The organism is Allobosea sp. 2KB_26, from assembly GCF_052115715.1.
GTDB lineage: Bacteria > Pseudomonadota > Alphaproteobacteria > Rhizobiales > Beijerinckiaceae > Allobosea.
Genome location: NZ_JBFRHE010000010.1, coordinates 141,283 through 164,513, shown reverse-complemented (window position 1 = coordinate 164,513; position 23,231 = coordinate 141,283). Strand labels below are relative to the sequence as shown.

General features: G+C 64.5%; 16 protein-coding genes. 10 read left to right on the top strand and 6 right to left on the bottom strand.

Translation table 11 applies throughout. The annotated features are described in order from the left end of the window. Positions 1–8: 8 nt before the first annotated feature. Positions 9–1,601: a gamma-glutamyltransferase gene (gene ggt / locus AB4099_RS23935; protein WP_441479872.1), complete on the top strand. Its 1,593-nt coding sequence runs from the start codon at positions 9–11 to the stop codon at positions 1,599–1,601. Between the two features lie 85 nt (positions 1,602–1,686). Here the strand turns inward: ggt and AB4099_RS23930 are convergent, their stop codons facing one another. Together AB4099_RS23930 and AB4099_RS23925 are read right to left on the bottom strand one after the other, a co-directional pair. Next, on the bottom strand, positions 1,687–2,922 hold the full coding sequence (locus tag AB4099_RS23930; RefSeq protein ID WP_441479871.1) for an MFS transporter: 1,236 nt from the start codon (positions 2,920–2,922) through the stop codon (positions 1,687–1,689). A 206-nt stretch (positions 2,923–3,128) separates the two neighbouring features. Further along, positions 3,129–4,016, bottom strand: a complete 888-nt coding sequence (locus AB4099_RS23925; protein WP_441479870.1) for a LysR substrate-binding domain-containing protein — start codon at positions 4,014–4,016, stop codon at positions 3,129–3,131. A gap of 251 nt (positions 4,017–4,267) precedes the next feature. Between AB4099_RS23925 and AB4099_RS23920 the strand changes: the two genes are divergently transcribed. From AB4099_RS23920 to AB4099_RS23905, 4 genes are all read left to right on the top strand, one after another. Next, positions 4,268–5,011: a helix-turn-helix transcriptional regulator gene (locus AB4099_RS23920; protein WP_113518741.1), complete on the top strand. Its 744-nt coding sequence runs from the start codon at positions 4,268–4,270 to the stop codon at positions 5,009–5,011. A gap of 82 nt (positions 5,012–5,093) precedes the next feature. Continuing rightward, positions 5,094–5,801 carry an HAD-IA family hydrolase gene (locus tag AB4099_RS23915; RefSeq protein WP_441479869.1) on the top strand — a complete coding sequence of 236 codons (708 nt, stop codon included), beginning with the start codon at positions 5,094–5,096 and terminating at the stop codon, positions 5,799–5,801. Positions 5,802–5,879: 78 nt separating this feature from the next. Continuing rightward, positions 5,880–8,297, top strand: coding sequence for a heavy metal translocating P-type ATPase (locus AB4099_RS23910; protein WP_441479868.1), 2,418 nt, complete (start codon positions 5,880–5,882; stop codon positions 8,295–8,297). A gap of 353 nt (positions 8,298–8,650) precedes the next feature. After that, positions 8,651–9,922, top strand: coding sequence for an esterase/lipase family protein (locus AB4099_RS23905; protein WP_441479867.1), 1,272 nt, complete (start codon positions 8,651–8,653; stop codon positions 9,920–9,922). 380 nt (positions 9,923–10,302) lie between these two features. Here AB4099_RS23905 and AB4099_RS23900 read toward each other — a convergent pair whose 3' ends face one another. Continuing rightward, positions 10,303–11,787, bottom strand: coding sequence for a B12-binding domain-containing radical SAM protein (locus AB4099_RS23900; protein ID WP_441479866.1), 1,485 nt, complete (start codon positions 11,785–11,787; stop codon positions 10,303–10,305). A 337-nt stretch (positions 11,788–12,124) separates the two neighbouring features. Here AB4099_RS23900 and AB4099_RS23895 point away from each other — a divergent pair, with 337 nt between their 5' ends. Then, positions 12,125–15,292, top strand: a complete 3,168-nt coding sequence (locus AB4099_RS23895; RefSeq protein WP_441479865.1) for an ATP-binding protein — start codon at positions 12,125–12,127, stop codon at positions 15,290–15,292. Between the two features lie 51 nt (positions 15,293–15,343). On the opposite strand, the gene AB4099_RS23890 is transcribed toward AB4099_RS23895, so the two are convergent. Together AB4099_RS23890 and AB4099_RS23885 are read right to left on the bottom strand one after the other, a co-directional pair. Continuing rightward, on the bottom strand, positions 15,344–16,282 hold the full coding sequence (locus tag AB4099_RS23890) for a homocysteine S-methyltransferase family protein (protein ID WP_113518734.1): 939 nt from the start codon (positions 16,280–16,282) through the stop codon (positions 15,344–15,346). Between the two features lie 328 nt (positions 16,283–16,610). Beyond that, on the bottom strand, positions 16,611–17,294 hold the full coding sequence (locus AB4099_RS23885; RefSeq protein WP_441479864.1) for a Crp/Fnr family transcriptional regulator: 684 nt from the start codon (positions 17,292–17,294) through the stop codon (positions 16,611–16,613). A 160-nt stretch (positions 17,295–17,454) separates the two neighbouring features. Between AB4099_RS23885 and AB4099_RS23880 the strand changes: the two genes are divergently transcribed. Then, entirely contained in the window at positions 17,455–17,760 is a 306-nt protein-coding gene (locus AB4099_RS23880) for a hypothetical protein (protein WP_441479863.1), read from the top strand. A 90-nt stretch (positions 17,761–17,850) separates the two neighbouring features. Next, positions 17,851–21,027, top strand: a complete 3,177-nt coding sequence (locus AB4099_RS23875) for a cyclic nucleotide-binding domain-containing protein (RefSeq protein WP_441479862.1) — start codon at positions 17,851–17,853, stop codon at positions 21,025–21,027. Between the two features lie 21 nt (positions 21,028–21,048). Here AB4099_RS23875 and AB4099_RS23870 read toward each other — a convergent pair whose 3' ends face one another. Next, the gene (locus tag AB4099_RS23870; RefSeq protein WP_441479861.1) at positions 21,049–21,543 is read right to left on the bottom strand and encodes an Lrp/AsnC family transcriptional regulator; all 495 of its coding nucleotides are present in this window, start codon (positions 21,541–21,543) and stop codon (positions 21,049–21,051) included. Positions 21,544–21,673: 130 nt separating this feature from the next. On the opposite strand from AB4099_RS23870, the gene AB4099_RS23865 reads away from it, so the two are divergent. Together AB4099_RS23865 and AB4099_RS23860 are read left to right on the top strand one after the other, a co-directional pair. After that, complete coding sequence (locus AB4099_RS23865; RefSeq protein WP_113518730.1) at positions 21,674–22,003, top strand: hypothetical protein; 330 nt, start codon at positions 21,674–21,676, stop codon at positions 22,001–22,003. Further along, positions 22,000–23,229, top strand: coding sequence for a 3-methyl-2-oxobutanoate dehydrogenase (2-methylpropanoyl-transferring) subunit alpha (locus AB4099_RS23860; RefSeq protein ID WP_113518729.1), 1,230 nt, complete (start codon positions 22,000–22,002; stop codon positions 23,227–23,229). The genes AB4099_RS23865 and AB4099_RS23860 overlap by 4 nt, the downstream gene beginning before the upstream one ends. The last annotated feature ends 2 nt before the right edge of the window (positions 23,230–23,231 follow it).

The window sequence follows — 23,231 nt, the reverse complement described above, 5'->3', positions numbered from 1 at the left end:
AGACGACCATGTTCGGGACGCGGGATTTCACCAGGCCGGGGCGTTCGCTCGCGGTGGCAGAGAACGGGATGGCGGCCACCTCCCACCCGGCGGCCACATTGGCGGCGCTCGGCATCCTGAAGGCCGGCGGCAATGCGATTGATGCGGCGATCGCCGCCGTGGCGATGCAGGGCGTCATCGACCCCCACATGACCGGCATCGGCGGTGATTGTTTCGCGATCTACGCTCAGCCCGGCAAGGCGCCGATCGCGCTCAATGGCTCCGGGCGCGCACCCGCGGCGGCGACGCTGGCCTGGTTCCGTGAGCAGGGCATGACGTCGATTGCCGATAATTCACCCCATGCGGTGACGGTTCCGGGCGCGGCCGATGCCTGGTGCCGGCTCTCGGCCGACCATGGTCGCCTCAGCCTGGAGGAAGTGCTGCAGCCTGCGATCAAGGCGGCTGAGGATGGCTTCCGGGTGACGCCGCGCGTCGCCCATGACTGGGCGATCTACGCCAATCGCCTGCGCAAATATGAGGGTGCGGCCGCTGTCTATTTGCCGGGTGGCGAAGCCCCCCGCGTCGGTGATCGCATGACCCATCCCGCGCTCGGGCGGACGTTGCGCCGGCTCGGCCAGCAAGGACGCGACGCCTTCTATCGCGGGCCAGTGGCGGACGAGATCGTTTCCGTTCTCAATCGCAACGGCGCTCTGCATGTCGCCGATGATTTCGCCGGCCAGACCTCCGACTATGTCGAGCCGATTTCGGCCGAATATCGTGGTTATCGCCTGCACGAATGCCCGCCGAACGGACAGGGGCTGACGGCACTGATCATCGCCCGCATCCTCGAGGGTTTCGATCTCGCCGAGGGGCGCGTCAGTGAGGCCGATCGTATCCATCTGCTCGCCGAGGCGACGAAGGCTGCCTATCACCAGCGCGACCTGATCGTTGCCGATCCGGCCTTTGCGCCTGTCGATGTGCAGCAGGTTCTGTCGGATGCCTTCATCGGCCGTCTGCGCGACCGGATCGACATGAAGCGGGCGCAGCCAGCCGTCGACGACGACATGCCGGTGCATCGTGACACGGTCTATCTCACTGTGGTCGATCGCGATCGCAACGCCGTCTCCTTCATCAATTCGCTGTTCTGGGCCTTTGGCAGCGGCATCTACGCGCCTGAATCCGGCGTGATGCTGCAGAATCGTGGCGCCGGCTTCCGGTTGACCGAGGGCCACCCCAACGCGATCGCGCCGCGCAAGCGCCCGCTCCACACCATCATCCCGGCGCTGCTGACCAAGAATGGCCGCACGCAGATGACCTATGGCGTGATGGGCGGCCAGTATCAGGCGACCGGCCACGCGCATGTCCTGTCTTCGATGCTCGATCGCGGCGACGACCCGCAGCAGGCTGCCGACCGTCCGCGCAGTTTCGTCGCCGAGGGCAAGCTTACGGTCGAGTCGACGATCGGCCCCGAGATCCGTGCCGATCTCGCCGCGCGCGGCCATGATGTCTCGGTGCTGCCCGAGCCGACCGGCGGCTGCCAGGCCATCTGGATCGACGAGGCGCGGGGCGTCCTGCTCGGCGGCTCTGATCAGCGCAAGGACGGCATGGCGCTCGGCTACTAAGCCTGGCGCCGGCGCACCGAGCCCGCTCGGCGTATGATATGAACAGGGCCCGCCCGGCACAGGCGGGCCGCCTTGTAATAGCTGTCTATCGCGGTCGCGGCCCGATATCGGGCATGGACGGTGGCCGTGTGCTGCGCTCGGAACCGAGGCTTGCCGCCGGCGGCTTTTTCAGCAGCCGCACTGCGAGATAGCCGACGAGGCCGGCCGATAGCAGGCCGATATAGGCCAGCAGCGCCTGCGGCCCGAACGCTTGCATGAACCCTGTGGCGACGATCGGGCCGATGGCTGCACCCGTCCCCCAGAGGAAGAGCAGCCCGGCTGAAAGACCGACCGCCTGATCCTGTCCCAGCCGGAGATAGGCATGCGTGACCGCAACGGTGTAGAGCGCAACGCTGCAGCCCCCGATCAGCGCGAAGAGCGTGTAGGACCAGAGCTTGGCGTGCGGAGCATGGGCGAAGAGCACGGCGCCGAGCGCCGCGGCAGCGAGCGTCACGATCGTTGCCGCGCCCAGCATGATGATGCGGCTGTCGATCCGGTCCGCCATCAGGCCTATCGGCCATTGCAGGATCAGCGCGCCGATCTGGATGGAGGCTGTCAGCAGGATGGCCGATTGCTGGTCGAGGCCGATCAGGATGCCATAGGCCGGGGCGACATTGGTCAGCACTCCGCCCATCAATCCGACATAGAGACAACCGACGACGGCAGCCGGAGCCTGAAGCCAGAGCGTCTTCAGCTTGACCGAGACGAGTTCGTGCGATTCCGGGGCTCTCGTCCGCGTCAGTCCGACCGGGATGAGCGCCAGCGAAAAAGCGGCGCTCGCGATCAAGAAGATGTCGTGGGATTCGATGGCGACATAGCCGATCCCGATCTGCGAGCCGATCAACGCGAGGCGATTGAGGATCTGGTAGGCGCCGAAGATCCGGCCGCGATGGCTCGAAGGCGCTTGTCCGCTGATCCAGCTTTCGATGCAGATGCCGTGGCCGGCTGCGGCCACGCCCATGATGAAGCGCGAGACGCCCCACCATTCCACCGGCATCGACGGAAAGCTCAGGGCAAGCACCGATTGCACCGCGGCAAAGACCGCAAAGCCACGGATATGGCCGATCCGCCGGATCAGCGAGGGGATGGCGAAACAGCCGAGCAGGAAGCCGAGCGAATAGGCGGATCCGACGATACCGATGAGGAGAGGGGGCTGCTTCTCGACCGCCAGTCGCAGGGGGACGACCGTGTGAATGATCGTGCTTGCGATCTGCAGGATCAGGGCGCCGGTGACGATCGCACCAAGCGCTGCAACAGAGCCGGTCTGGCTTTTCTCCGTCACCGGTCCGTCCACCCGTCGGCGAGCCGCGCTTCACGGAGCTGGGGCAGCGAAGACCTGGCGGCCGGGGCGAGGATCCTCATCGAACTATTTTCGTCAGGCGGGCTGATTCGGGGGGGGCGCCGGAGATGAATAGCATCGTGACCGATGCTTCGCTTAGGAAAACTGTTTCCGAGGGCCGGATTATTCCGTTGTCGGCTCGCCCGACGCTAAGCGCGCAGCCCCTTCGCCAGAAACGAGACGACCGCGCGGACGCCGGGGAGCTGCCCGCGCCGATGTGTCGTCAGGATCGAGGTCGTGACCGTGCCGGCTGTCCAGTCCGGCAGGACGCGGATGATTTCGCCGGCTTCGATGGCCCTTCGGCAGGCGACCTCCGGCAGGCACGCGATCCCGAGCCCGGCCTTGGCGGCTCCGAGCAATATCTGCGTTTCGTCGGCGATGAAGCGCCCGAAGGGTGCGGCGAGCACCTCCTGGCCTGCGCTGCCGTGCAGTCGCCAGATCTTGGCGGAGGGGGAGACCAGGAGCCCGTCATGCACACTGAGATCGCCCGGCACGGCAGGAGCGCTCCGCTGGCTGAGATAGCCCGGAGATGCCGCCAGGATGATGGTCTCCGTGGCGACCTGCAACTGCACGAGCCCTGAATCCGGTAGTGGCGCGAAATGGCTGCGCACGGCGATGTCGAATCCCTCCTGGGCCAGGTCGACGAAGCGATCGGTCGCATGAAGCTGCACCGTCAGCTTCGGATAGGCCGCCACAAGCTCCGGCAGGCGCTCTGCCAGATAGAGCTGCGCCGTCGGGACCGACGCCGTGACCCGCACGGTGCCGCTGGGCTCGGCCTGGCGCCGGCGGACGATGCTCTCGGCGGCCTCCGCCTCGATCAGCGAGGCGCGCGCATGCTCGTAGAAGTCCCGCCCGAGTTCAGTCAGCGTGAAGCTTCGCGATGTCCGGTGAATCAACCGTGTGGCGAGACTGGCTTCAAGCTCCGCGACACGCTTGCTGATCGTGGATTTGGGCATGCCGAGGCGGCGTGAGGCCGAAGCGAACCCGCCGCTGTCGACGGCCTGGACGAAGAGATGGAGATCGTTGAGATTGAGCATCGGGCGATTTCGTCATCCACACGCATGGACTTTCGACCCCGTTATGGGCGGTTGCTCCAGCAACGTCCATGAGTTCATCAGGATGGGCCCGGCGGCATAAAGGGTTTCATGAGCTGCGTTCGCGCATAGCAGCGGCTCTTCCCGGTTGACGGTTGCGAAGCTGCCTGTCTCCGCCCACCTTGGCGTGCTCATGCCGGCGCTGCCCGGGGAACCATATTTCGGGCACGGAACTTCGAGTGGGGAGGCTGCGGATGCGCCCGGTCCTGTCGCTACGATCCTATCCGCCGCATGAGACGGAGCACGCTCATGACTGGCATCAGATTGTCGTGCCGGTCGATGGCACCATGCAGATGCACATCGCGGGTCAGGATGGCATCGTCGATGACAGCAGCTTCGTGATCGTCGCCTCGCAGGCGCGCCACCGCTTCACGACCCCGCATTCCGGCCATTTCGTCGTGCTCGATGTTCCGACGGGAGCGGGCTTCTTTGGCCTGCCGGACCGCCTCGTGCACCAGGCGGAGGGGCAGCCATTTCACCCCCTCGACGCCGGATTGCGGCATCTCGCGCATTACATCGCCCATGATGCGGCGGCGCCTGCGCGCCGATCGGACCTGCTTGATCGGCTCGGCGGCATGTTGCTCGAGGCGGTGGCGGAACGGTCCGGCGATCGGCTGCATTGGCCGCCAGCGCTGGAGCGTGCGGTCTCGCTGCTCGGTCATGGCTATGATGCGACGCTGACCGTCCAGCAGCTGGCAGTCGCCGCCGGCGTGTCGGTCAGTGGCTTGCATGCGCTGTTCCAGCGTTGGATCGGCATATCGCCGGGGCGCTATCTCGCCGATCTGCGCCTGCGGGAAGCCGAACAACTGATCCGTGAAACCCGGCGCCCGCTTGCCGAGATCGCGCTTGCAGTCGGGTTCAGCGATCAAAGTGCGCTGACGCGAAGCCTGCGTCGTCGGCGCTCGACCACTCCCGCGGCATTGCGACGTGGAGATTGAGCCCAAAGGTTTGGAGATCGGGACAAGAGCGGGAATCGCCGCCGGTCTATGACCGTCACCAGAGAGATAATGGAGACGGCCCATGAAGCTGCGTGATTTCACCACCCTGACCTTCGATGTCTACGGCACCCTGATCGACTGGGAGTCCGGTCTGCTGGCGCAATTGCAGCCTTGGCTGAAAGCCAGGGGGATTGTCGTCCGCGACGAAGACCTGCTCGCTGAGTTTGCCCGGCTCGAAAGCCAATGGGAGGCACAGCAGCCGCGGCTGCTCTACCCCGAGATTCTGGAGCGTGTGCATGGCGATCTCGCCAGGCATTTCGGCACGTCGCCCGATCAGCAGGCGGCCCGGGAATTCGGTGCTTCGGTCGGGAACTGGCCGGCCTTCCCCGATAGTCGCGAGGCTCTGCAATATCTGGCCAGGCACTATCGCCTGGTCGTGCTCTCCAATGTCGATCGCGCGAGCCTCGGCCGCAGTGCGGCCCTACTCGGCACGGAGTTCGACCTCCGTTTCACCGCGCAGGATATCGGCTCCTACAAGCCGTCGCTCGCCAATTTCGAGTACATGCTGGCCCATGTCGGCGAGGAGAAGGGCAAGATCCTCCACGTGGCGCAAAGCCTGTTCCACGACCACGTGCCGGCCAGCGGGCTGGGTATCAGCAGCGCCTGGATCGACCGCCGCCACGACAAGGACGGCGGCGGCGCGACGCTGCCGCCGAAGGATATGCCGCGCCCGGCCTGGACCTTCCGGAGCCTGGCGGAATTCTGCGAGGCCCATGCTGCGGAGCAGTGACGCGCAGGCTTGACCTTCCCACAATGGAAGGTTGCCCAATGCCGGGGCCGTATCGGCTGGATTGTGCAAAGGAACATCATGGCGAATGCCCCGAAGGAGACGTCTCACGGCGGTCACGAGGCCCATGCGGGCCACGCCGCTCATCACGGTCACCACAGTCCTGGTGCCCATGTCGAGCACCAGCACGCCGGGACGTCGAACGAGGGGCAGGCCAAGGACCCGGTCTGCGGGATGGCGGTCGATCCGCACGAGACGACACACCGCGCGCAGCACGGGGGGCGGCCCTATTATTTCTGCTCCTCGGGCTGCCAGTCGAAATTCGAAGCTGATCCGGCCCGTTACGTCGATCCGAAACAAACTGCGGCGACGGATACCGCGCCTGAGGGGGCGACCTATACCTGTCCGATGCATCCCGAGATCAGGCAGGTCGGACCGGGTTCCTGCCCGATCTGCGGCATGGCACTCGAACCGGTTCTGATTACGGCCGAAGCGCAGCCCAATGCCGAATTGGTCGACATGAGCCGGCGCTTCTGGATCGGCCTCGTTCTCGCCCTCCCGGTCGCGATCCTGGAAATGGGTGGGCATCTGCTCGACCTTGACCACCTGATTCCGCGTCATCTCTCCAACTGGATCCAGCTCGCCTTGGCGACGCCGGTGGTGCTTTGGGCTGGCTGGCCGTTCTTCGAGCGCGGCTGGCATTCCCTGGTCAGCCGCAACCTCAACATGTTCACGCTGATTGCGATGGGAACGGGCGTTGCCTGGGTCTACAGCGTCGTGGCGACGCTGATGCCCGGGATCTTCCCGCCGGCTTTCCGCGGGCATGACGGCTCGGTCGCAGTTTATTTCGAGGCGGCGGCCGTCATCACGGTGCTGGTCCTTCTCGGGCAGGTGCTCGAGCTGCGCGCACGGGAAAGCACGGGCGGTGCCATTCGGGCACTTCTCGATCTTGCTCCCAAGACGGCCCGGCGTCTGAATGCCGATGGTTCCGAGGAGGAGATTCAGCTCGATACGGTGCAATTGGGCGACCGTCTCCGGGTTCGGCCTGGCGAGAAAGTCCCCGTTGACGGCGCGGTGGTCGAGGGCCGGAGCGCGGTCGACGAATCCATGGTGACCGGGGAATCCATGCCCGTGACCAAGATTGTCGGCGCCGCCGTGATCGGCGGCACGATGAACCAGTCCGGCGGTCTCGTCATCGAGGCGCAGAAGATCGGGCGCGACACCATGCTGGCGCGGATCGTCCTGCTGGTCTCGGAGGCCCAACGTAGCCGCGCGCCGATCCAGCGCCTGGCCGATCAGGTCTCCGGCTACTTCGTGCCGGCCGTGATCGCCATTGCCGTGCTCGCCTTTGCCGCCTGGGCCATCTGGGGGCCGGAGCCGCGCCTTGCCTTCGGGCTGGTGGCTGCGGTCTCGGTCCTGATCATCGCCTGCCCCTGTGCGCTCGGCCTTGCGACGCCGATGTCGATCATGGTCGGTGTTGGGCGGGGGGCCCGGGCTGGCGTGCTGATCAAGAATGCCGAGGCGCTTGAGCAGATGGAGAAAATCGACACGCTCGTGGTCGACAAGACCGGCACGCTCACCGAAGGGCGGCCGGCGGTCACCGCGATCCGGCCGGCACCGGGATTCTCCGAGACCGACATCCTGCGCCTTGCCGCCAGCGTGGAGCGGCCGAGCGAGCACCCCCTGGCGGTTGCGATCGTTGCATCTGCCGAAGCCAAGGGCGTTACGACGGCCGCCGTGACGGACTTCGATTCACCGACTGGCAAGGGGGCACTGGGAACGGTCGAGGGCCAGCGGATCGTGCTCGGCAATGATCGCTTCCTGACCGAACACGGCGTCGATGTGTCGAGCCTCGTCCAGATCGCGGACGACCTGCGCAGGGATGGTGCGACGGCGATCTTCATGGGTGTGGACAGCAGGCCGGCAGGCGTGATCGCCATTGCCGACCCGGTCAAGGCTTCGACCCCGGAGGCTCTGTCGGCGCTGCGGTCCGAGGGGATACGCGTCGTCATGCTCACCGGCGACAACCGCACCACGGCGCAAGCCGTCGCCCGCAGGCTCGGAATCACCGAGGTCGAGGCCGAAGTTCTCCCCGAGGACAAGAGCGCGGTCGTGGCGAAGCTCAAGCGGGAGGGGCGTGTGGTCGCAATGGCAGGCGACGGCGTCAATGACGCGCCGGCTTTGGCTGCAGCCGATGTCGGCATCGCGATGGGCTCCGGGACCGATGTTGCGATCGAGAGCGCCGGAGTCACATTGCTCCAGGGCGACATGACCGGGATCGTGCGTGCCCGGCGTCTGTCTGAGGCCACGATGCGGAATATCCGGCAGAACCTGTTCTTCGCCTTCGTCTACAACGCGCTCGGGGTGCCGGTGGCAGCAGGCGTGCTCTATCCGATCTTCGGCTTGCTGTTGTCGCCGATCATCGCTGCTGCCGCGATGGCGTTGTCCTCGGTCAGCGTGATCGCCAATGCTGCGCGGCTGCGGGCGGTGAAGTTGTGATCGATGCGAGCCGGCCGTGCGGGCGCATGCCCGCCTCGGCTCGCTGGCGATTTGTCGATTGCGAGCGCCTGAGAGGGCGCAGGAACATGGTCGATCATGTCCTCGGGCCGGAGTACGCCCGAGCGGCGGCGCCACATTCTCCGTCTTGGTTGGGATTTGAATTCCTGACGCAGATCTGAGGGCAGCATCTCGCAGCGTCAATGCAGCATTGCCTGCTTCAGTCGTTTGAGAGATGCTGTCGTTGCGGTTTGCGATGGTCGCATCGTTGTTGCACCATTTATTCCGGCCTATCGCTTGGACGAACAAGCCTGCCTTCCCCACGAAATGTGAGAGCGTTCTCGACCGGAGGCGAAATGGGCTACGTCGCGGATCGTGCCAAGCAGCAGCTCGCGCAACTCGACGAGCAGATTTCGCAGTTCATCGCGCGCTACAGGCAGCACAGACCGGCCCGGCGCAAGACGGTCATCCTGTTCCCGGGAGGGATGGGATCCAGCATCAAATGGGCGACCACGACCCAGGGCAATACGCCCTATTTCTACAACCTGATCTGGTTGGATTGCCCGATCCTGACCGGCGGTGCCCTGCTCCTCAAGATGAAGGGCGATGACGATGCAGGCCGGCATTTCGTGATCGCCGATGGCTGCGTCCGGTTTCCTCCGATGCTGGTCCCCTACGATGATTTTCTGAGCTGGTGCACGGCCAGGAAGTTCGACTGGTTCGTCTTTGGCTGGGACTGGCGGCGTGATCCCGAACTTGTGGCGCGCTTCTTCCTGAAGAGCTTCGTGCCGAAGTTCCGTAAGCGGGTCCGTGACGAATGCGGCGCCGATCCCTTCGCCGATGTGACGCTGATCGGGCACAGCTTCGGCGGCATGGTCGTCAAGCTGGTCCTCAACGAGGGCGGCTCGCATGTCGCGGCGGTCAGGCGAGCGATCAGCGTCGGGTCGCCGTTCTATGGTTATGCCGGGCAGCTGAACCGCTATTTCAAGGGCGACCCCGACCTGGACAGGCTCTCGTGGTCCTACGACCCGCGAAACCTGACCCAGTTGATCTCGTCACTGCCGGGGCCATACACGCTTCTCTATCTGGACCAGGCGACCTTCCAGCGTGACCAGGCGGCGCTGGCTGCTGATCTGAAATATCCGCTGTCGCGATATCCGGTCAGGGACCAGGACACGGGCGCGATCGCCGATCCTTACAACCCCCAGAAGAACGGAACCCAGGTGCGCTATCCCGAGAACTGGGGCTTCAGCCATGTTGCCCTGGACCGGGGCGAAACGATCTATCGGAAGGTGGCGTTGCCGCTCGGGGCGGCCACGAACAGCAAGTTCTACAATATCCGCGGCGTTCAGCAGCGCAATGGCGCGACCCTCAACGAGACGACCGATGAGCAGACATGGGGCTGGATCGACCCTGGCTTCGATCCGAACGCTGAGCCGTCACCGATCGTGGATCACTCCTATTGCCCCGGCGACGGCGTGATCCCGGCCTGGTCGGCGCGTCTGGTCTCGATACCCGAGGCCAATGTGCGGACCGTGACCGGGGACATCGACCGGGACGGTTTCGAGCATATGGATCTGATGCTGAGCCCGCAGATCCGTGCACAGATCCTCTCCATCATGCAGTAGTTCGGCGAGGTGCGTCATGGCCCTGAGAACACGCAAACCAACGTCCCCGCCGCCTCCGTTGCGCGCCTCCCGGGACGAGCTCAACACATTTCTGGACGGTCTCCAGGCTGCCCAGGCGGAGGCCGCCGGAGACAGCACGAAACTCCGGACCGCAACGCTCGCGCATATCGCGAAGTACAGTCTGCCTGAGTTGCAGGGGCTCATCGGCAGGGCCTATGTCGATGCGCCCAAGAGCGCCAGCCAGAAGCTTGGGACGATGCCGAAGGACGGTGAGCCTCGGGGAGAAGGAGACCCTCCGAAAGGTCCGCGACCGCGTGCTCCATCCGCGAAGAGGCAAGCCAGCCCGAGGCGGAAAAGTAGGTGAACCTGGGAATATTCCGCTATTTCTCCGGGCGCATGGCGACGATGCCGGCGTCCAAGGGGGGCGAAACCGGCAGAGGGCGTGCCGTCGTCTTGGGCTTCCTGCGGGCTTCGGCATAGGGAATGAGCCACAGGCTCGGCTTCCCGTCGCCGTCGGTGAGCGCGATCGGCTCGAAATAGCGGACGCGATCCTCGGGCGAGAGATCATCGGGATGTTCGCCATATTGCGGATCGAGCGTATCGCTCCCGGCCAGATAGGTGCGCGGTCGCGCCGGCGAGGACTTCGACCAGGTAAAGCAATGAAAGCTCGCCGATGCGATGATGTACCATCGCATCGGGTTGAACGAACGGCTGTGGCGGAGCCTCCGCAAGGTCTTGAGCAGGATGCGCATGCGCCCGACCACGGTCCAGGGACGCCGGAAGATCCGTTCGAGAAAGGCGACGATCGGCTCTGCCGGTTCTGCAAGCTGTGCGTAGCAGATCGTCTCGCCGTCCAGGTCCCGGAAGCGAAGGTTGGGGGCCAGGCGCCCGCTTTCCAGGTCCTCCCAGAAGAGTTGGGTTCCGGCGAGAGGAGCAACGGTACTGAGATAGGTCGGCATCGGCATCAGCGGGTTTTCGGCGATGGCTTCCATGGCTTGCTGCATCTCGGCAGCCGTCTGGTAGCGAGGGTCGAAGAGATAGCCGTAACCGACGGCAATGCCGTGCCCCTCGGCGAAGGCGACGTCATCGATGACATTCTGGCGCCGGCTGAGGTTCTGGGTCTTGTTGTAGCGGCGCAAAAACCCCGCATCGAGCGATTCGATCCCGACGAACAGCCCGACGCATTTGGAGGCGGCGAAGGTCTCGATGAGCGCGCGGTCCTGCACGACGTTCTGGGTGACGAGGGCCCCCCAGCCCCGCACCTTGGGGTGGTCGCGCAGGAGCTGGCACACGGCCAGCATATGGGGCCGGTCATCCGAGAAGTTATTGTCCAGCAGCATGACCATCGGATACCAGCTGCGCATGCTGAAGCGGGGGCTCGATGCCAAAGCGCTTTCGAGCGACGCCAGGAAGCTGGCCAGACCATGGCGGACATGCGCCCCGACTTCCGAGGGGATGACACAAAAGCTGCATTTGAAGCTGCATCCGCGCGAGGTCTCGGCAAGATGCGTGCTCGGATTGATCCCGCTCTTGCGCAAAAGACTATAATCGACCGTGTAATCGGAGATCTGCGCAATCGGAGAGCGGTAGATTGGTTGGAGCGAGCCAGCCAAATAATCTGTGACGACATCCCTGACGCAATCGACGCCGCCGGCGCAGACGACATCGAAGAACTGCTGGGCGAATTCCGGGAAAAGCGTGCATACGCTCCCACCGGCCACCACCGTCGCTCCGCTGCGTCTGAAATGGTAGGAGAGCTGCCGCAGACGATCGAAGTCGGGCTGAAGCCCTGTGAGGAATACGAGGTCGTACTGGTTGCAATGTGCAGGGTCGAATGGGCCGTGCCAGTCTTCATGATAAAGCACGACATCAAATCGCTTTGCATCGATCAGTGCAGCAATATGTAGACCTGCGATAGGTTGCATGAAATGCGTCGAGCGCCGTTTGTCGCGACCAGGCCGAAGATGGGCGCAAATGACGATCGTTTTGATCTTCGGAGGTGTGTCGGAACTGGCTTCGGCTGATATTCGGGAGAGGAGACGCGATAATCTTGAGGCAGGCATGATCGGTCGGCCCCCCGTATACTGGCTGAAAAAATAGATACAGCTGCGTAATGACTTCACTCTATGCCGATATGCGGCCATATTCAAATTGACTCGACAATAATCGAGCGCCGGCGTTTGCGACACAGGAGCCTGTGCGATGGCGATGAACGAAACCGAGCCTCGAAAACATGTGTCCGAGAGGCGGTACGTCACGATCGTCTTCGTCGACCTCGTCGGTTACACCCAATTGTCGGAGCAGCTTGATCCGGAGGAGCTGCGGCTTGTTCAGCGCCGCTACCAACAACTGACCCTGACGACGATGGAGCGCTATGGCGGCTTCGTCGCGAGTTACACGGGCGACGGCGTCCTCATCTTCTTTGGCTATCCCACGGCCCGCGAGAACGACGCAGAACGGGCCGTTCGTGCCTCCCTCGAGCTGATGGGGCGGATCAAGACGCTGAACACGGCCGTCGAGGATGGTACCGTTCCGGACATCGCGGCGCGCATCGGCGTTCACACAGGCCTGGTCGTGATGGCACCGGCCCGGCTGAGCAGCGGCTCCAGCGAACTTGGTGCAGTGGGCGAGGCCATCAATCTCGCGGCGCGGTTGCAGGCTGAGGCCGCGCCTGGAACCGTGGTGGCGACCCGGGAAGTCACCGACCTCACCGCCGGCCTGTTCGAAGTCAAAGCCCTCGGGGCAAGGCCCATCCGCGGCCTTTCGCGTGAGATCGAGGTCTTCGAGATTGCCCGAGAGCGCTTGGGAACGGCGCGGCGTCGGAGCAGTGTCTCCAGCCGCATTCCGATTGTTGCCGGTCGGGAAAACCATTTGCAGCGTATCCTTGCGCGCTGGACCGGCGCGACAAGCGACAAGCGGGCACAGTTCGTTCTCGTGACTGCGGATGCCGGAGTCGGGAAGACGAAGGTCATTACGGAGATCTGCGGTCATCCCGCGCTGTCCGATGCAGCGATCTACATGACCTATTGCCATGAGCTGTTCGCCAGCACGCCGCTCTACCCCGTCGCGAGCTTCCTCTGGGCACGGGCTGGTCTCAAGTTCGAGGACGACAACACGGTTCGCGGAGCGAAGATCGGCGCCGTTCTTGACGAAATCGGCCTCAACACGCCGGAGAACAATGAAATACTGGCAAGCCTGATCGGCCTCGCTGCAACCGGGATCCGCGAGCAGTTTGCCCCAGCCCCGACGCTGTTCAAGCGCAAGCAATATGAATTCGTCATCTCGGTGATCGTGCGCACAGCCCGCCGACAGCCGACCCTTGTGGTGATTGAGGACGCGCATTGGCTCGACCCGTCCTCGGCAGAGCTCTTGCGGGAACTCCTGGTGGCCGGGAGTGATGAGGCGCTGATGGTCGTGGCGACCGCACGGCCGTTCCCGCGCGCTGAGGGGTTGCCGGAGCCTGACGAAACTGTGACGCTGGAGCCGCTGTCAGGCGAGCAGAGCCTCGCGCTGGCGCACGCGATTCCGGGCTCGGATGAGCTGCCTCCCGAGAAGATCGCACAAGCGGTTGCTGCGGCCGAGGGCGTTCCGCTCTTTGTCGAGCAGTTCGTGCTCTCTCTGATCGACGAACACATCCAGACGCCTCACCCCATCCGCAAGCCGTCGAATGTCCCGCTTCTCCTTGCGGAACTCATGTCCGAGCGGCTCGATCGGCGTCCGGGCGCGCGCCCCGTGGTGCAGGCCGCGGCCTGTATCGGCCGGTCCTTCACCCCGGTATTCCTCGCCCATGTCCTGGAGAAGGGCATCGGGGAGGTGATCGCACCTGTCGAGGCGCTGGTCGATGCCGAGATTCTCCTCCCAAAGCGCATAGGTGGGGAAATCCGCTATGAGTTCAGGCATTCGTTGCTTCAGCGCATGGCTCATGAATCGATGCTCGCCACCGAACGGCGCGCGATCCACGACCGCATTCTGGGCCTGCTCGATCAGGGGGACGGCGTCGATATCCCCCTGCCCGAGGTCACGGCGCACCATCTCACCGAGGCGGGCCGGTACCAGGAGGCGGTGCAGGCCTGGCTCAGGGCTGGGGCGAGCGCCGGACAGCGTTCTGCCCATATCGAGGCCATCGGGCATATTCGCCACGGCCTGTCCCTGCTCGACAAATTGCCGGACGAGATGGCGCGGACGACGCTCGAGCGCGGCCTTCAGGCGGCGCTGGTCGGTTCCATCACCGCAGCGCAAGGGCCGACATCGGCAGGCTTGCTGCAATGCTGCAAGCGCGGGTTGGAGCTTTGCAGCGAGGACGAGCCATCCGCATTGATGTTTCCGTTCCTGTTCGGAAAGTTCACCTTCGCCAATTGCAGCGGCGACGTGCCTGAAGCCGCGTCGCTGGCCCAGAACTTCCTCGATCGCTCCGAGCGTGCGGACTATGGTTCCGGCCGAGCCATCGGGCACCGTTTGATTGGCATGGTGCGGCTCGGCCAGGGCCAGGCCGACGAGGCGATCGAGCACCTGGAACGCTCCCTGCTCATCGGAGAGCGCGATCGCGACGAGGCCAGCACATTCATGTTCGGCCAGAACACGGAGATTCACACCAGGTCACTGCTGAGCCTCGCCCATTTCTGTCTTGGCAATGTCGATGAGGCCCTGGGTATTGGCATCGATGCGCTTCGTTCCGCGGACGCCTTGCGGCACCCCCATTCCGCGGCGATTCCGATGTCCTATGTCGGTGGCTGGGTCTTCGGGCTGTCGGGCGCAACCAATGAGCTGATGCAGGAGGCAGGGCGGCTGGTGGCCTTGTCTGAGCAGCATGGGCTCGCCGGGTTCCGGGCCCATGGCGCGGCATTCCTTGGTTGGGGGCTTTGCCAGAAGGGCGATCTCGCGCGCGGCGCGGCAACCATGCAGAGGGCGATCGGCGCATTCGAACGCGTCGGCTACGTGCTGTCGCTCTCCGGTTATCTCGGCAATCTTGCGGAAGCCCAGCTTCAGCTGGGCCAAGTTGCGGAGGCGGAGGCATCGTGTGGGCGTGCGATTGCGCTGATGTCGCGGAGCGGCTCGCAGTGGCTGGAACCAGAGTTGGATCGGATCCAGGCCCGCATCATGGTGGCGGGCACGGGGGCGCAACAAAGCGCGGAGGCGGCGTTGCGCTCCGCGGCAGAGAAGGCGAGGCAACTGAACTCTCCCGTGCTCGAGCACCGCTGTTTGGTTTCCCTACAGGACTACCTGGGCGCGAACCGAGCTGATCCCGCGATTCAGGCACGCCTGGGCGCGCTGTCACGGTTTGACGATCTGGCGGGGTCTGTGTCGCGCGCCCTGCGGCGCGGGGGCGCCGCCTCAGCCCCCTCCCGCGTCTCCGACCGGGTGGCATCGTGAGCCGGCTTCATCCTGCCTGCAGGCTTCCGATGACCCGATATCGAGCCTCTGCTACAGACAGGCATAGCAGATCGCCCTGACATGGCGCAGGTCGGTGCCGCAGCAGCCTCCGAGCACGCGGGCATTCTTGAGCCGCTTGCGCAGGCCGCGATAGCGATGGGCGAGATCGAGCGGATCGCCGGCATCGAGTTCGGTCGCCATGTCGAGTTCGGTGTGGCTCAAGGTCGAGGCGTTCGCCCTCAAGCCCCCGATCCTGTCGAGCCAGGGCGCGCTGCCGGAGATCACCCGCTCGAAATGCAGGGGATGCGCACAGTTGATCATGTAGTAGAGGGGATAGGCCTCGGTCGCCTCATCGACGCGCTCGATCGCATGGCCCAAGGTCTCTCCGCTCGGGAGCCTGCCGTCCGTTTCGACGGTGAAGGAGACCACGACGGGCATTCGGTGAGCCTGCGCAGCGGCGGCGATGCCGATTGCCTCGTTGCTGTAGGTCATCGTGATGGCGCTCACCATGTCCGCTTCGGTGCGGGCGAAGGTCTTGACCTGCTCTTGGTGGTAGAGCTGCGCCTGCCGCGCGTTCATGCGCGTATCGATCCGGTAACCGTCCCCACGGGGCCCGATCACGCCGTTGATCACGATCCTTGAATCGCAGGTTTCGTAGTGAGGACGCAGCTCCATCGCCAGTCGAACCGAGGCTCTCTGAACCTCCTCGAGCATGGTGCACGAGTAGTCCAGCTTGCGCCCCCAATCGGGGTTGGCGCGCCAGGTCGGCGTATCCAGAATGAAGCCTTTGCCGTACTCGGCGGCGAGCGTGAGATAGGGCAGGAAATAAGCCTTGAGGCGGGCCCGGCCCTCTTCGCTGCGGACGAGCGGGAAGGCGGCGAAGAACGGCAATTCAAGGCCATCACGATAGGTAAGTGTCGTCTCCAGTCCGCCGTCGGTGAGGAATTCCTGCGTCAGGACTTGCGGAAGTACCGCCCTGTACTTGGCCATGACCGCTCCCCTGTATGGCGACTATTGCCCAACCCTTTCCGGAATGGCGGCTGCGTTCTGTGATCTGGATCACAGATGCTGTCGCACGCGCCACAGTGCGGCGGAGATACGCTTGTGCCAGCCGCGAAGCTCGATCGTGTGATTGCTGTCGGGACGTGTTGGCGCTTCCGGATATCGCCGGATGCGACGAAAAGTTCTGCTGGAACAGCAGCGCCTGGCTCCTTGGCGGCGTCCATCAGGCGGCCGGCGACATCGATGCGGTTGCCGGTTGCCGTGATCTGCACGGCAATCGGGAAACGGAAGGAAGGGCAGGCACGCTCCTCTGTGTTCAGATCGCTCCGGTCTTCGCCAAACGCCGGAAGCCGTCGACATTATGGATCACGAGGCGACCCCGCCCAAGGGAGAGAAGGCCGACCTCTTTCCAGCGCTGTAGCTGGCGGTTCACGGTCTCCCGGGTGACCCCGGTCAGCGCCCCCAGTTCTTCCTGGGAAATATGCAGCTCGCTGCCATAGTCGGTAATCAGCACATCGATGCGGCGCGCCAGCCGGGAGGCGGCGGGCAGGAAGGCCGTGTCCTCCATGCGCTCGCTCATGCCGCGCAGACGCTCGCAGAGCAATTCGATCAGCCGGATTGCAATCAGGGGCTCGTTGTCGAGCAGATTCAGGAAGTCGCGCCGCGGCACGAAGAACATCTCGGTATCTTCCAGCGCGATGGCGTCGGCGCTGCGCGCGCGACCGTCGAGGAGGGCGATCTCCCCGAAGACGTCGCCCCCTCCCAGCAGATTCATCGTCAACTGCTGTCCTGCATCGTCCATGGTGCCAATTCGGATCCGGCCATGCCGGATGGCGTAGAGGCCATCGCCGGGATCGCCCTTCAGGAACAGGACCTCGTGCGGTGCCAAATGCCTCGGAAGGCAAATTGCGGCGATCTTGACCAGGGCATCGTGAGCAAGCCCCGCGAAGAACGGATTCACCGATAGAAGCCGAACGACCAGATGCGGCGCGCTGCGCATTCGTCAGTACTCCTGTTCTCTCCATTGCTGCGAAAAGCTGACGCCTATGTGACCTGTTTCACAGAAGATAGCATGAGAACGGCCGAAAACCCCCGCCCGAAGGCCGCTGCGACTGCAGTCCGCAGTCGCTGTGTGTGCCGCTCCGAACGGGAGTCATGCCGTGCACCACACCGCCAACACCCATTCCGCGCCGTTCAGGACAACCTCCCTCGAGCCTCTGCACGAGCCCGAGACAGTGACGCAGGCGGGCGAATGCCCCTTCCTTGGCAAGGTCACGCGCGTGAGCCGTGCGCTGGTCACGTCACTGGCGCTGGCCCTTAGCCCGCAGCGCGGGCAGTCGCAGGCCGTTGCGATGGATGAGCACACGTTGAACGATATCGGACTGACCCATGCAGAGGCTGCTCAGTGGGGGCCGCTGAGCCGGCATGCTCCGCGCCCCTGGGGGGAGACGGATACGTTGAACTGATGCGCAGGCGCAGGGAACCTATTGTCCGCAACACGCGAAAATTGCGGTACGCTGGAGCGCAGCGCTCACATCACAGGCCGGATGCGCTCCATGGCGGATGGTTCCTCCCTGCAGGCAGCACAGCGCCTGCGCTCGCGGCCAGGACAGGCGGCAGCGCAAGCCGCGCCTCAGGCGCCGGTTGAGGCGAACGCGCCAACAATCGGGCTGTTTGCCTATATCTGGCGCAACAGCCGTCGGCAGCAGCTCCAGATCATCGCGATCGTGCTGCTGTCCTTTCCCTTCTATTATCTTTCGCTTGAGCTGCCGAAATACATCATCACGGACGCCATCCAGGGGCGCGCCTTTTCCGGTGGGCAGGAGACTGCACGGCTCTTTCGGTTTTCGCTCTCACTACCAGCTTGGCTCGGGGGCAGCCGTGAGCTCCTCAGCGGCTTCATGCTCGACCGCATCAGCTATCTGTTTGCCCTGTCCGGCCTGTTCCTGCTGCTGGTGCTCATCAATGGCGCCTTCAAATACGTCATCAACATGCGCAAGGGGGCCTTGGGCGAACGGCTGCTGCAGCGGCTGCGCGCCGACCTCTTCGCGACGCTGCTGAGTTTCACGCCCGAGGCACGGCGCCGGCTCAAACCGTCCGAGGCCGCGACTGTGATCAAGGACGAGGTCGAACCGATCGGCGGCTTCGTCGGTGATGCCTTCATCCAGCCGGTTCTGCTCGGTGGCCAGGCGTTGACGGCGCTCATCTTCATTCTGCTGCAGAATCTGGCGCTAGGGTCGATCGCCGCAGGCATCGTTCTCGTGCAGGCCGTGATCATTCCCCGGATGCGGCGCGAGCAGATCCGGCTTGGGCGGCAGCGCCAGATCGAGTCGCGGGCTCTTGCCGGCAAGATCGGCGAGGTCGTCGAGTCTCTTGACGAGGTTGCCGGCCACGGAACCTCTGCGGTCGAGAAAGCACTCGTCGCAGTGCGCCTCGAGAGGCTGTTCGGCATCCGCTACCAGCTCTATGGGCGCAAATTCGCGGTCAAGTTCCTGAACAACCTGTTGGCCCAGCTGACGCCATTCCTGTTCTACACGATCGGAGGGTATTTTGCCCTGACCGGCCGGCTCGACATCGGCCAGCTCGTCGCGGTCATTGCCGCCTATCGTGATCTGCCGACGCCCGTGAAGGAATTGATCGACTGGGATCAGCAGCGCCTCGACGTCGAGGCGCGGTTTCAGCAGGTCACCCAGCAGTTCTCGCTCGACGATATGCCGGCGCCAGAACTGCCGCAGGCGCCCCCCCCTGGAGAGGGGGGCGTGCCTAGTGAAGGCATGATCGCGGCCAGGGGCCTGACGGTGCTCGGTCCGGCCGGCGACCGGCTGCTCGAGCGTGTTTCATTCGCTCTGCCCTTGGGAGGGAATATCGCCCTGATCGACAAGGCGGGGGAGGGGGCGGCGGCCTTCGCGTGTGTGCTTGGGGGCAGCATGGCGCCGTTCGACGGTGCGGTGACGCTGGCCGGTATTCCTCTGGCGTCGTTGTCCTCGGAACGGAGAGGGCGGACGCTGACCTATCTCGGAGCCGAACCTGTCATTCTCGATGCTTCCCTGCGCGACAACATTCTCTACGGCCTACGCCGACCTGTTGCCGCCCAGGCCGGGGCCCAGCCCTGGTCGCTCGATTTCAACGGCGCCGGCGTCGCGAGCAGGCACGAGCTCGAACGTCTCCTGGTCGAGGTGCTGGGTGTGGTCGGGCTTGCCGAAACGGTGTTCCGCTTCGGCCTGCAACGCCAACTAAGTGCGGACGATTCAAGCGAGATCGTCAACAGGGTCGCCGAGATCCGTGCGAGAATTCGTTCCAGGCTGATTGGACGCGGGGCGGGCGATGCGGTGGAACCCTACGACCCCGAGCGATACACACGAAACGCGACCATCGGCGAGAATATCCTGTTCGGTGTTGTCATCGATCCGGGGCTCGCCGGGGAACGCCTGGCCAGTCACAAACTGGTTCGTTCCATTCTGGACGCGCAGGGCCTGACCACGCTCCTGACCCAGATCGGGCGACGTATCGCAGCGACCATGCTCGAGATCTTTCGCGATCTTCCGGCCGATCACGTCTTGTTCGAGCAGTTCTCCTTCATTTCCGCGGCCCAGTTCCCGGAATATCAGGTCATTCTCGGACGGGCCGAGGCCCGCACCCTCCGGGAGGCCGATCGCTCCCGGTTGATCGCGCTGGCATTTCTCTATGCGGAGCCGCGGCATCGTCTGGGTCTGCTGGGCGAGGCGGACGAAGTCCGTATTCTTGCCGCGCGGCACGCCTTCCGTGCGCAGGCCAGTCCGGAGATGGCGGACGCCATCGCCTTCTACGATCCGGCCCGTTACTGCCCGGCAGCACCACTGCGCGACAATCTCTTGTTCGGCTGTGTTCCCAGCAGCAGTGCCGCCGATGCGGAGCGCGCGCTCGAGGCCATCCGTGAGAGCCTGATCGAGCTGGGCCTGGAGCGTGATGTCTATCATTGGGGGCTTGATCAACAGGCCGGCTATGGCGGGCAGTTCCTGTTCCCGGCTGCGAAGGCGGCCGTCGCTTTGGCGCGTTGCCTGATCAAGCGCCCGCAGATCCTGATCCTGAACGACGCCTTGACGTCTTTCGGCCAGGCCGAGGCTGCCAGGCTGTTCGCGCGTGTCACGACCTTCATGCGGGGGAGGACCATTCTCGTCGCCGGCCGGCAGATTGCGGAACTGGGTCGCTTCGACGCCAGTCTTGAATTCCATGGAACCAACTCCGTCAGTTCCGCCGACGCGGTGGTTCAGACGCAGACTCAGTCCGACGAGGCGGTTGCCAGCGATGCGCTGGACGCTGGCAGCATCGAGCTGCGTGCCCTGCGTTCCGTGCCGATCTTTGCCGATGTCGACACGGTGCGCCTGCGGTTGCTGGCCTTCACTGGCGAGCGGGTCGAGTTCGCGGCAGGCGATGTCATCTTCCACCAGGGTGACGAGTCGGACGCCGCCTATCTGCTGATCACGGGCTCGGCCGACGTATTGTCCGAGACGTCGGGGCCGCCTGTCCGCATCTCGACTATGAACGCCAACAACCTGTTCGGTGAAATGGGAATCGTGACGGATGATCCCCGCTCGGCAACGGTCATTGCGACCACGCCGCTGACGGCGCTCCGCTTGCGCAAGGATGTCTTCGTCGCTCTGCTGACGGAGTTCCCGAGCATGGCGCTCTCGGTGACGCGGTTGATCGTCAGGCGCCTGCAGGACAACGTCGTTACGCTCAGCCAGCGGCATTGAACTGGCCCCTGGAATGGCGCGTCACGGCAGTTGCAGCGGATCGACCGAGATCGCCCGCTTCAACGTCCTGAGACCGAAGGTTGTGCGTGACTGGCGAATTCCGGGGATCCGGTACAGCGTCTCACGGAGGAAACGCTCGTAGTGGTCGGTGCCGCTGACCACGACCTTGACGAGATAGTCGTATTCGCCAGTGACGAGATGAGCCTCGACCACCTCGGGAATGCGCGCCAGCGCGTCCCCGAACGTGTCGAGCACCTTGTCATCGTGCTTGTCGAGGGTGATCTCGACGAAGACGGTGTTGTTGAGCCCCAGCGCCGCGTGATTCAGGACTGCCACATAGCGCTCGATTGCGCCGCTTTCCTCCAGCCGCCTGACCCGTGTCCAGCAGGGCGAGGCCGAGAGCCCGACCTTCTCGGCCAGTGCGCTCGTCGTCAGGCGGCCATCGGCCCGCAGAGCGGACAGAATCCGCCGGTCGATAGGGTCAAGAGTGTCGCTGCGCTTGGTCTTGCCGGACATCGGATGAATCTTCTGCAACTGGAGAGAGTGGCGGAAGAATTTACCGAGATATCGCGGAAGGTCGAGCACCTTCGGGAAATCTCTTTCCGTTTGCCGGATTACCGTCGTTGCGGCGATGGGGGAGGGTGTGATGACCGGGCGAACGCAACGGCGCGTGGTGGTGAGAGCGTCGACCAGCGACGCCCATGACGGGCTGGTCAGGCTCCTGCTCGATGCCCAACGCTTCGGCTTCGCCCTTGTCGAACTGTCGAGCTCCCGCCAAGATGACGGACGAACCGCGATCCGCATGGTCATCGAGACCGAAGGCGTCTCGGACTGCGCGGAGATCGGCTTCCGCCTTGCCCGCCATCCGGCGCTCGCAGCTGTTGAGGCTTTCGAGTTCGGCGACGAGCCAGGTTCATTCTATGTCGGCTCGCTGGATGCGGGTCGGCTGGGCGCCCTTGCCGGAGTGCGGGCATGACCGATCAGCCGTTGCGCTTTCATGTCCCCGAACCGGCCAGTCGCCCTGGCGGCAGGCCGGATTTCTCCAATGTGGTCATCCCGGAAGCGGGCTCGGTGCGCCGGCCTCCGGTCGATATCGATCCCAAGGAGATTCGCGATCTCGCGTATTCGATCATCCGCGTGCTCGACCGGGAGGGTCAGGCTGTCGGCCCATGGGTGCCCGATCTCGACGGGGATGCTCTGATCCGGGGCATGCGCCACATGATGACGTTACGCGCTTTCGACGCCCGCATGCAGATGGCGCAGCGCCAGGGCAAGACCTCGTTCTACATGCAGCACACCGGGGAAGAGGCGGTGAGCTGCGCCTTTCGCATCGCGCTCGGCCCGGAGGACATGAATTTTCCGACCTATCGCCAGGCCGGGCTCCTCATCGCGCATGATTATCCGCTCGTCGACATGATGTGCCAGATCTACTCGAATGAGCGCGACCCGATCAAAGGCCGCCAGCTTCCGGTCATGTACTCGTCGAAAGCGCACGGCTTCTTCTCGATCTCCGGCAATCTCGCCACCCAGTTCGTCCAGGCGGTGGGATGGGCCATGGCCTCGGCGATCAAGGGCGATCGCAGGATCGCCGCGGCCTGGGTCGGCGACGGCTCGACGGCGGAGTCCGATTTCCACGCCGCCCTGGTCTTCGCCTCGACCTACAAGGCCCCGGTCGTCCTCAACGTCGTCAACAATCAGTGGGCGATCTCGACCTTCCAGGGCATTGCCCGCGGCGGCTCCGGCACTTTCGCGGCGCGCGGCCTTGGCTTCGGCATTCCGGCCCTGCGCGTCGACGGCAATGACTACCTTGCGACCTATGCCGTCGCGCAATGGGCAATCGAGCGCGCCAGGCGCAATCTCGGGCCCACGCTGGTCGAGTACGTCACCTATCGCGCCGGCGCCCACTCGACTTCGGACGACCCCTCCGCCTATCGGCCCAAGCATGAATCGGAAGGCTGGCCGCTCGGCGACCCCCTGATCCGGCTGAAACAGCATCTGATCGCATTGGGCGCCTGGACTGAAGAGCGGCACAAGCAGGCCGAGGCCGAGATTCTCGCAACCGTGATTGCTGCGCAGAAGGAGGCCGAGGGCCACGGCACGTTGCATTCCGGCGGCAAGCCCTCGGCACGAGACATCTTCGAGGATGTCTATGCCGAACTGCCTCCGCACCTGCGCCGGCAGCGTCAGCAGAGCGGGGTCTGACG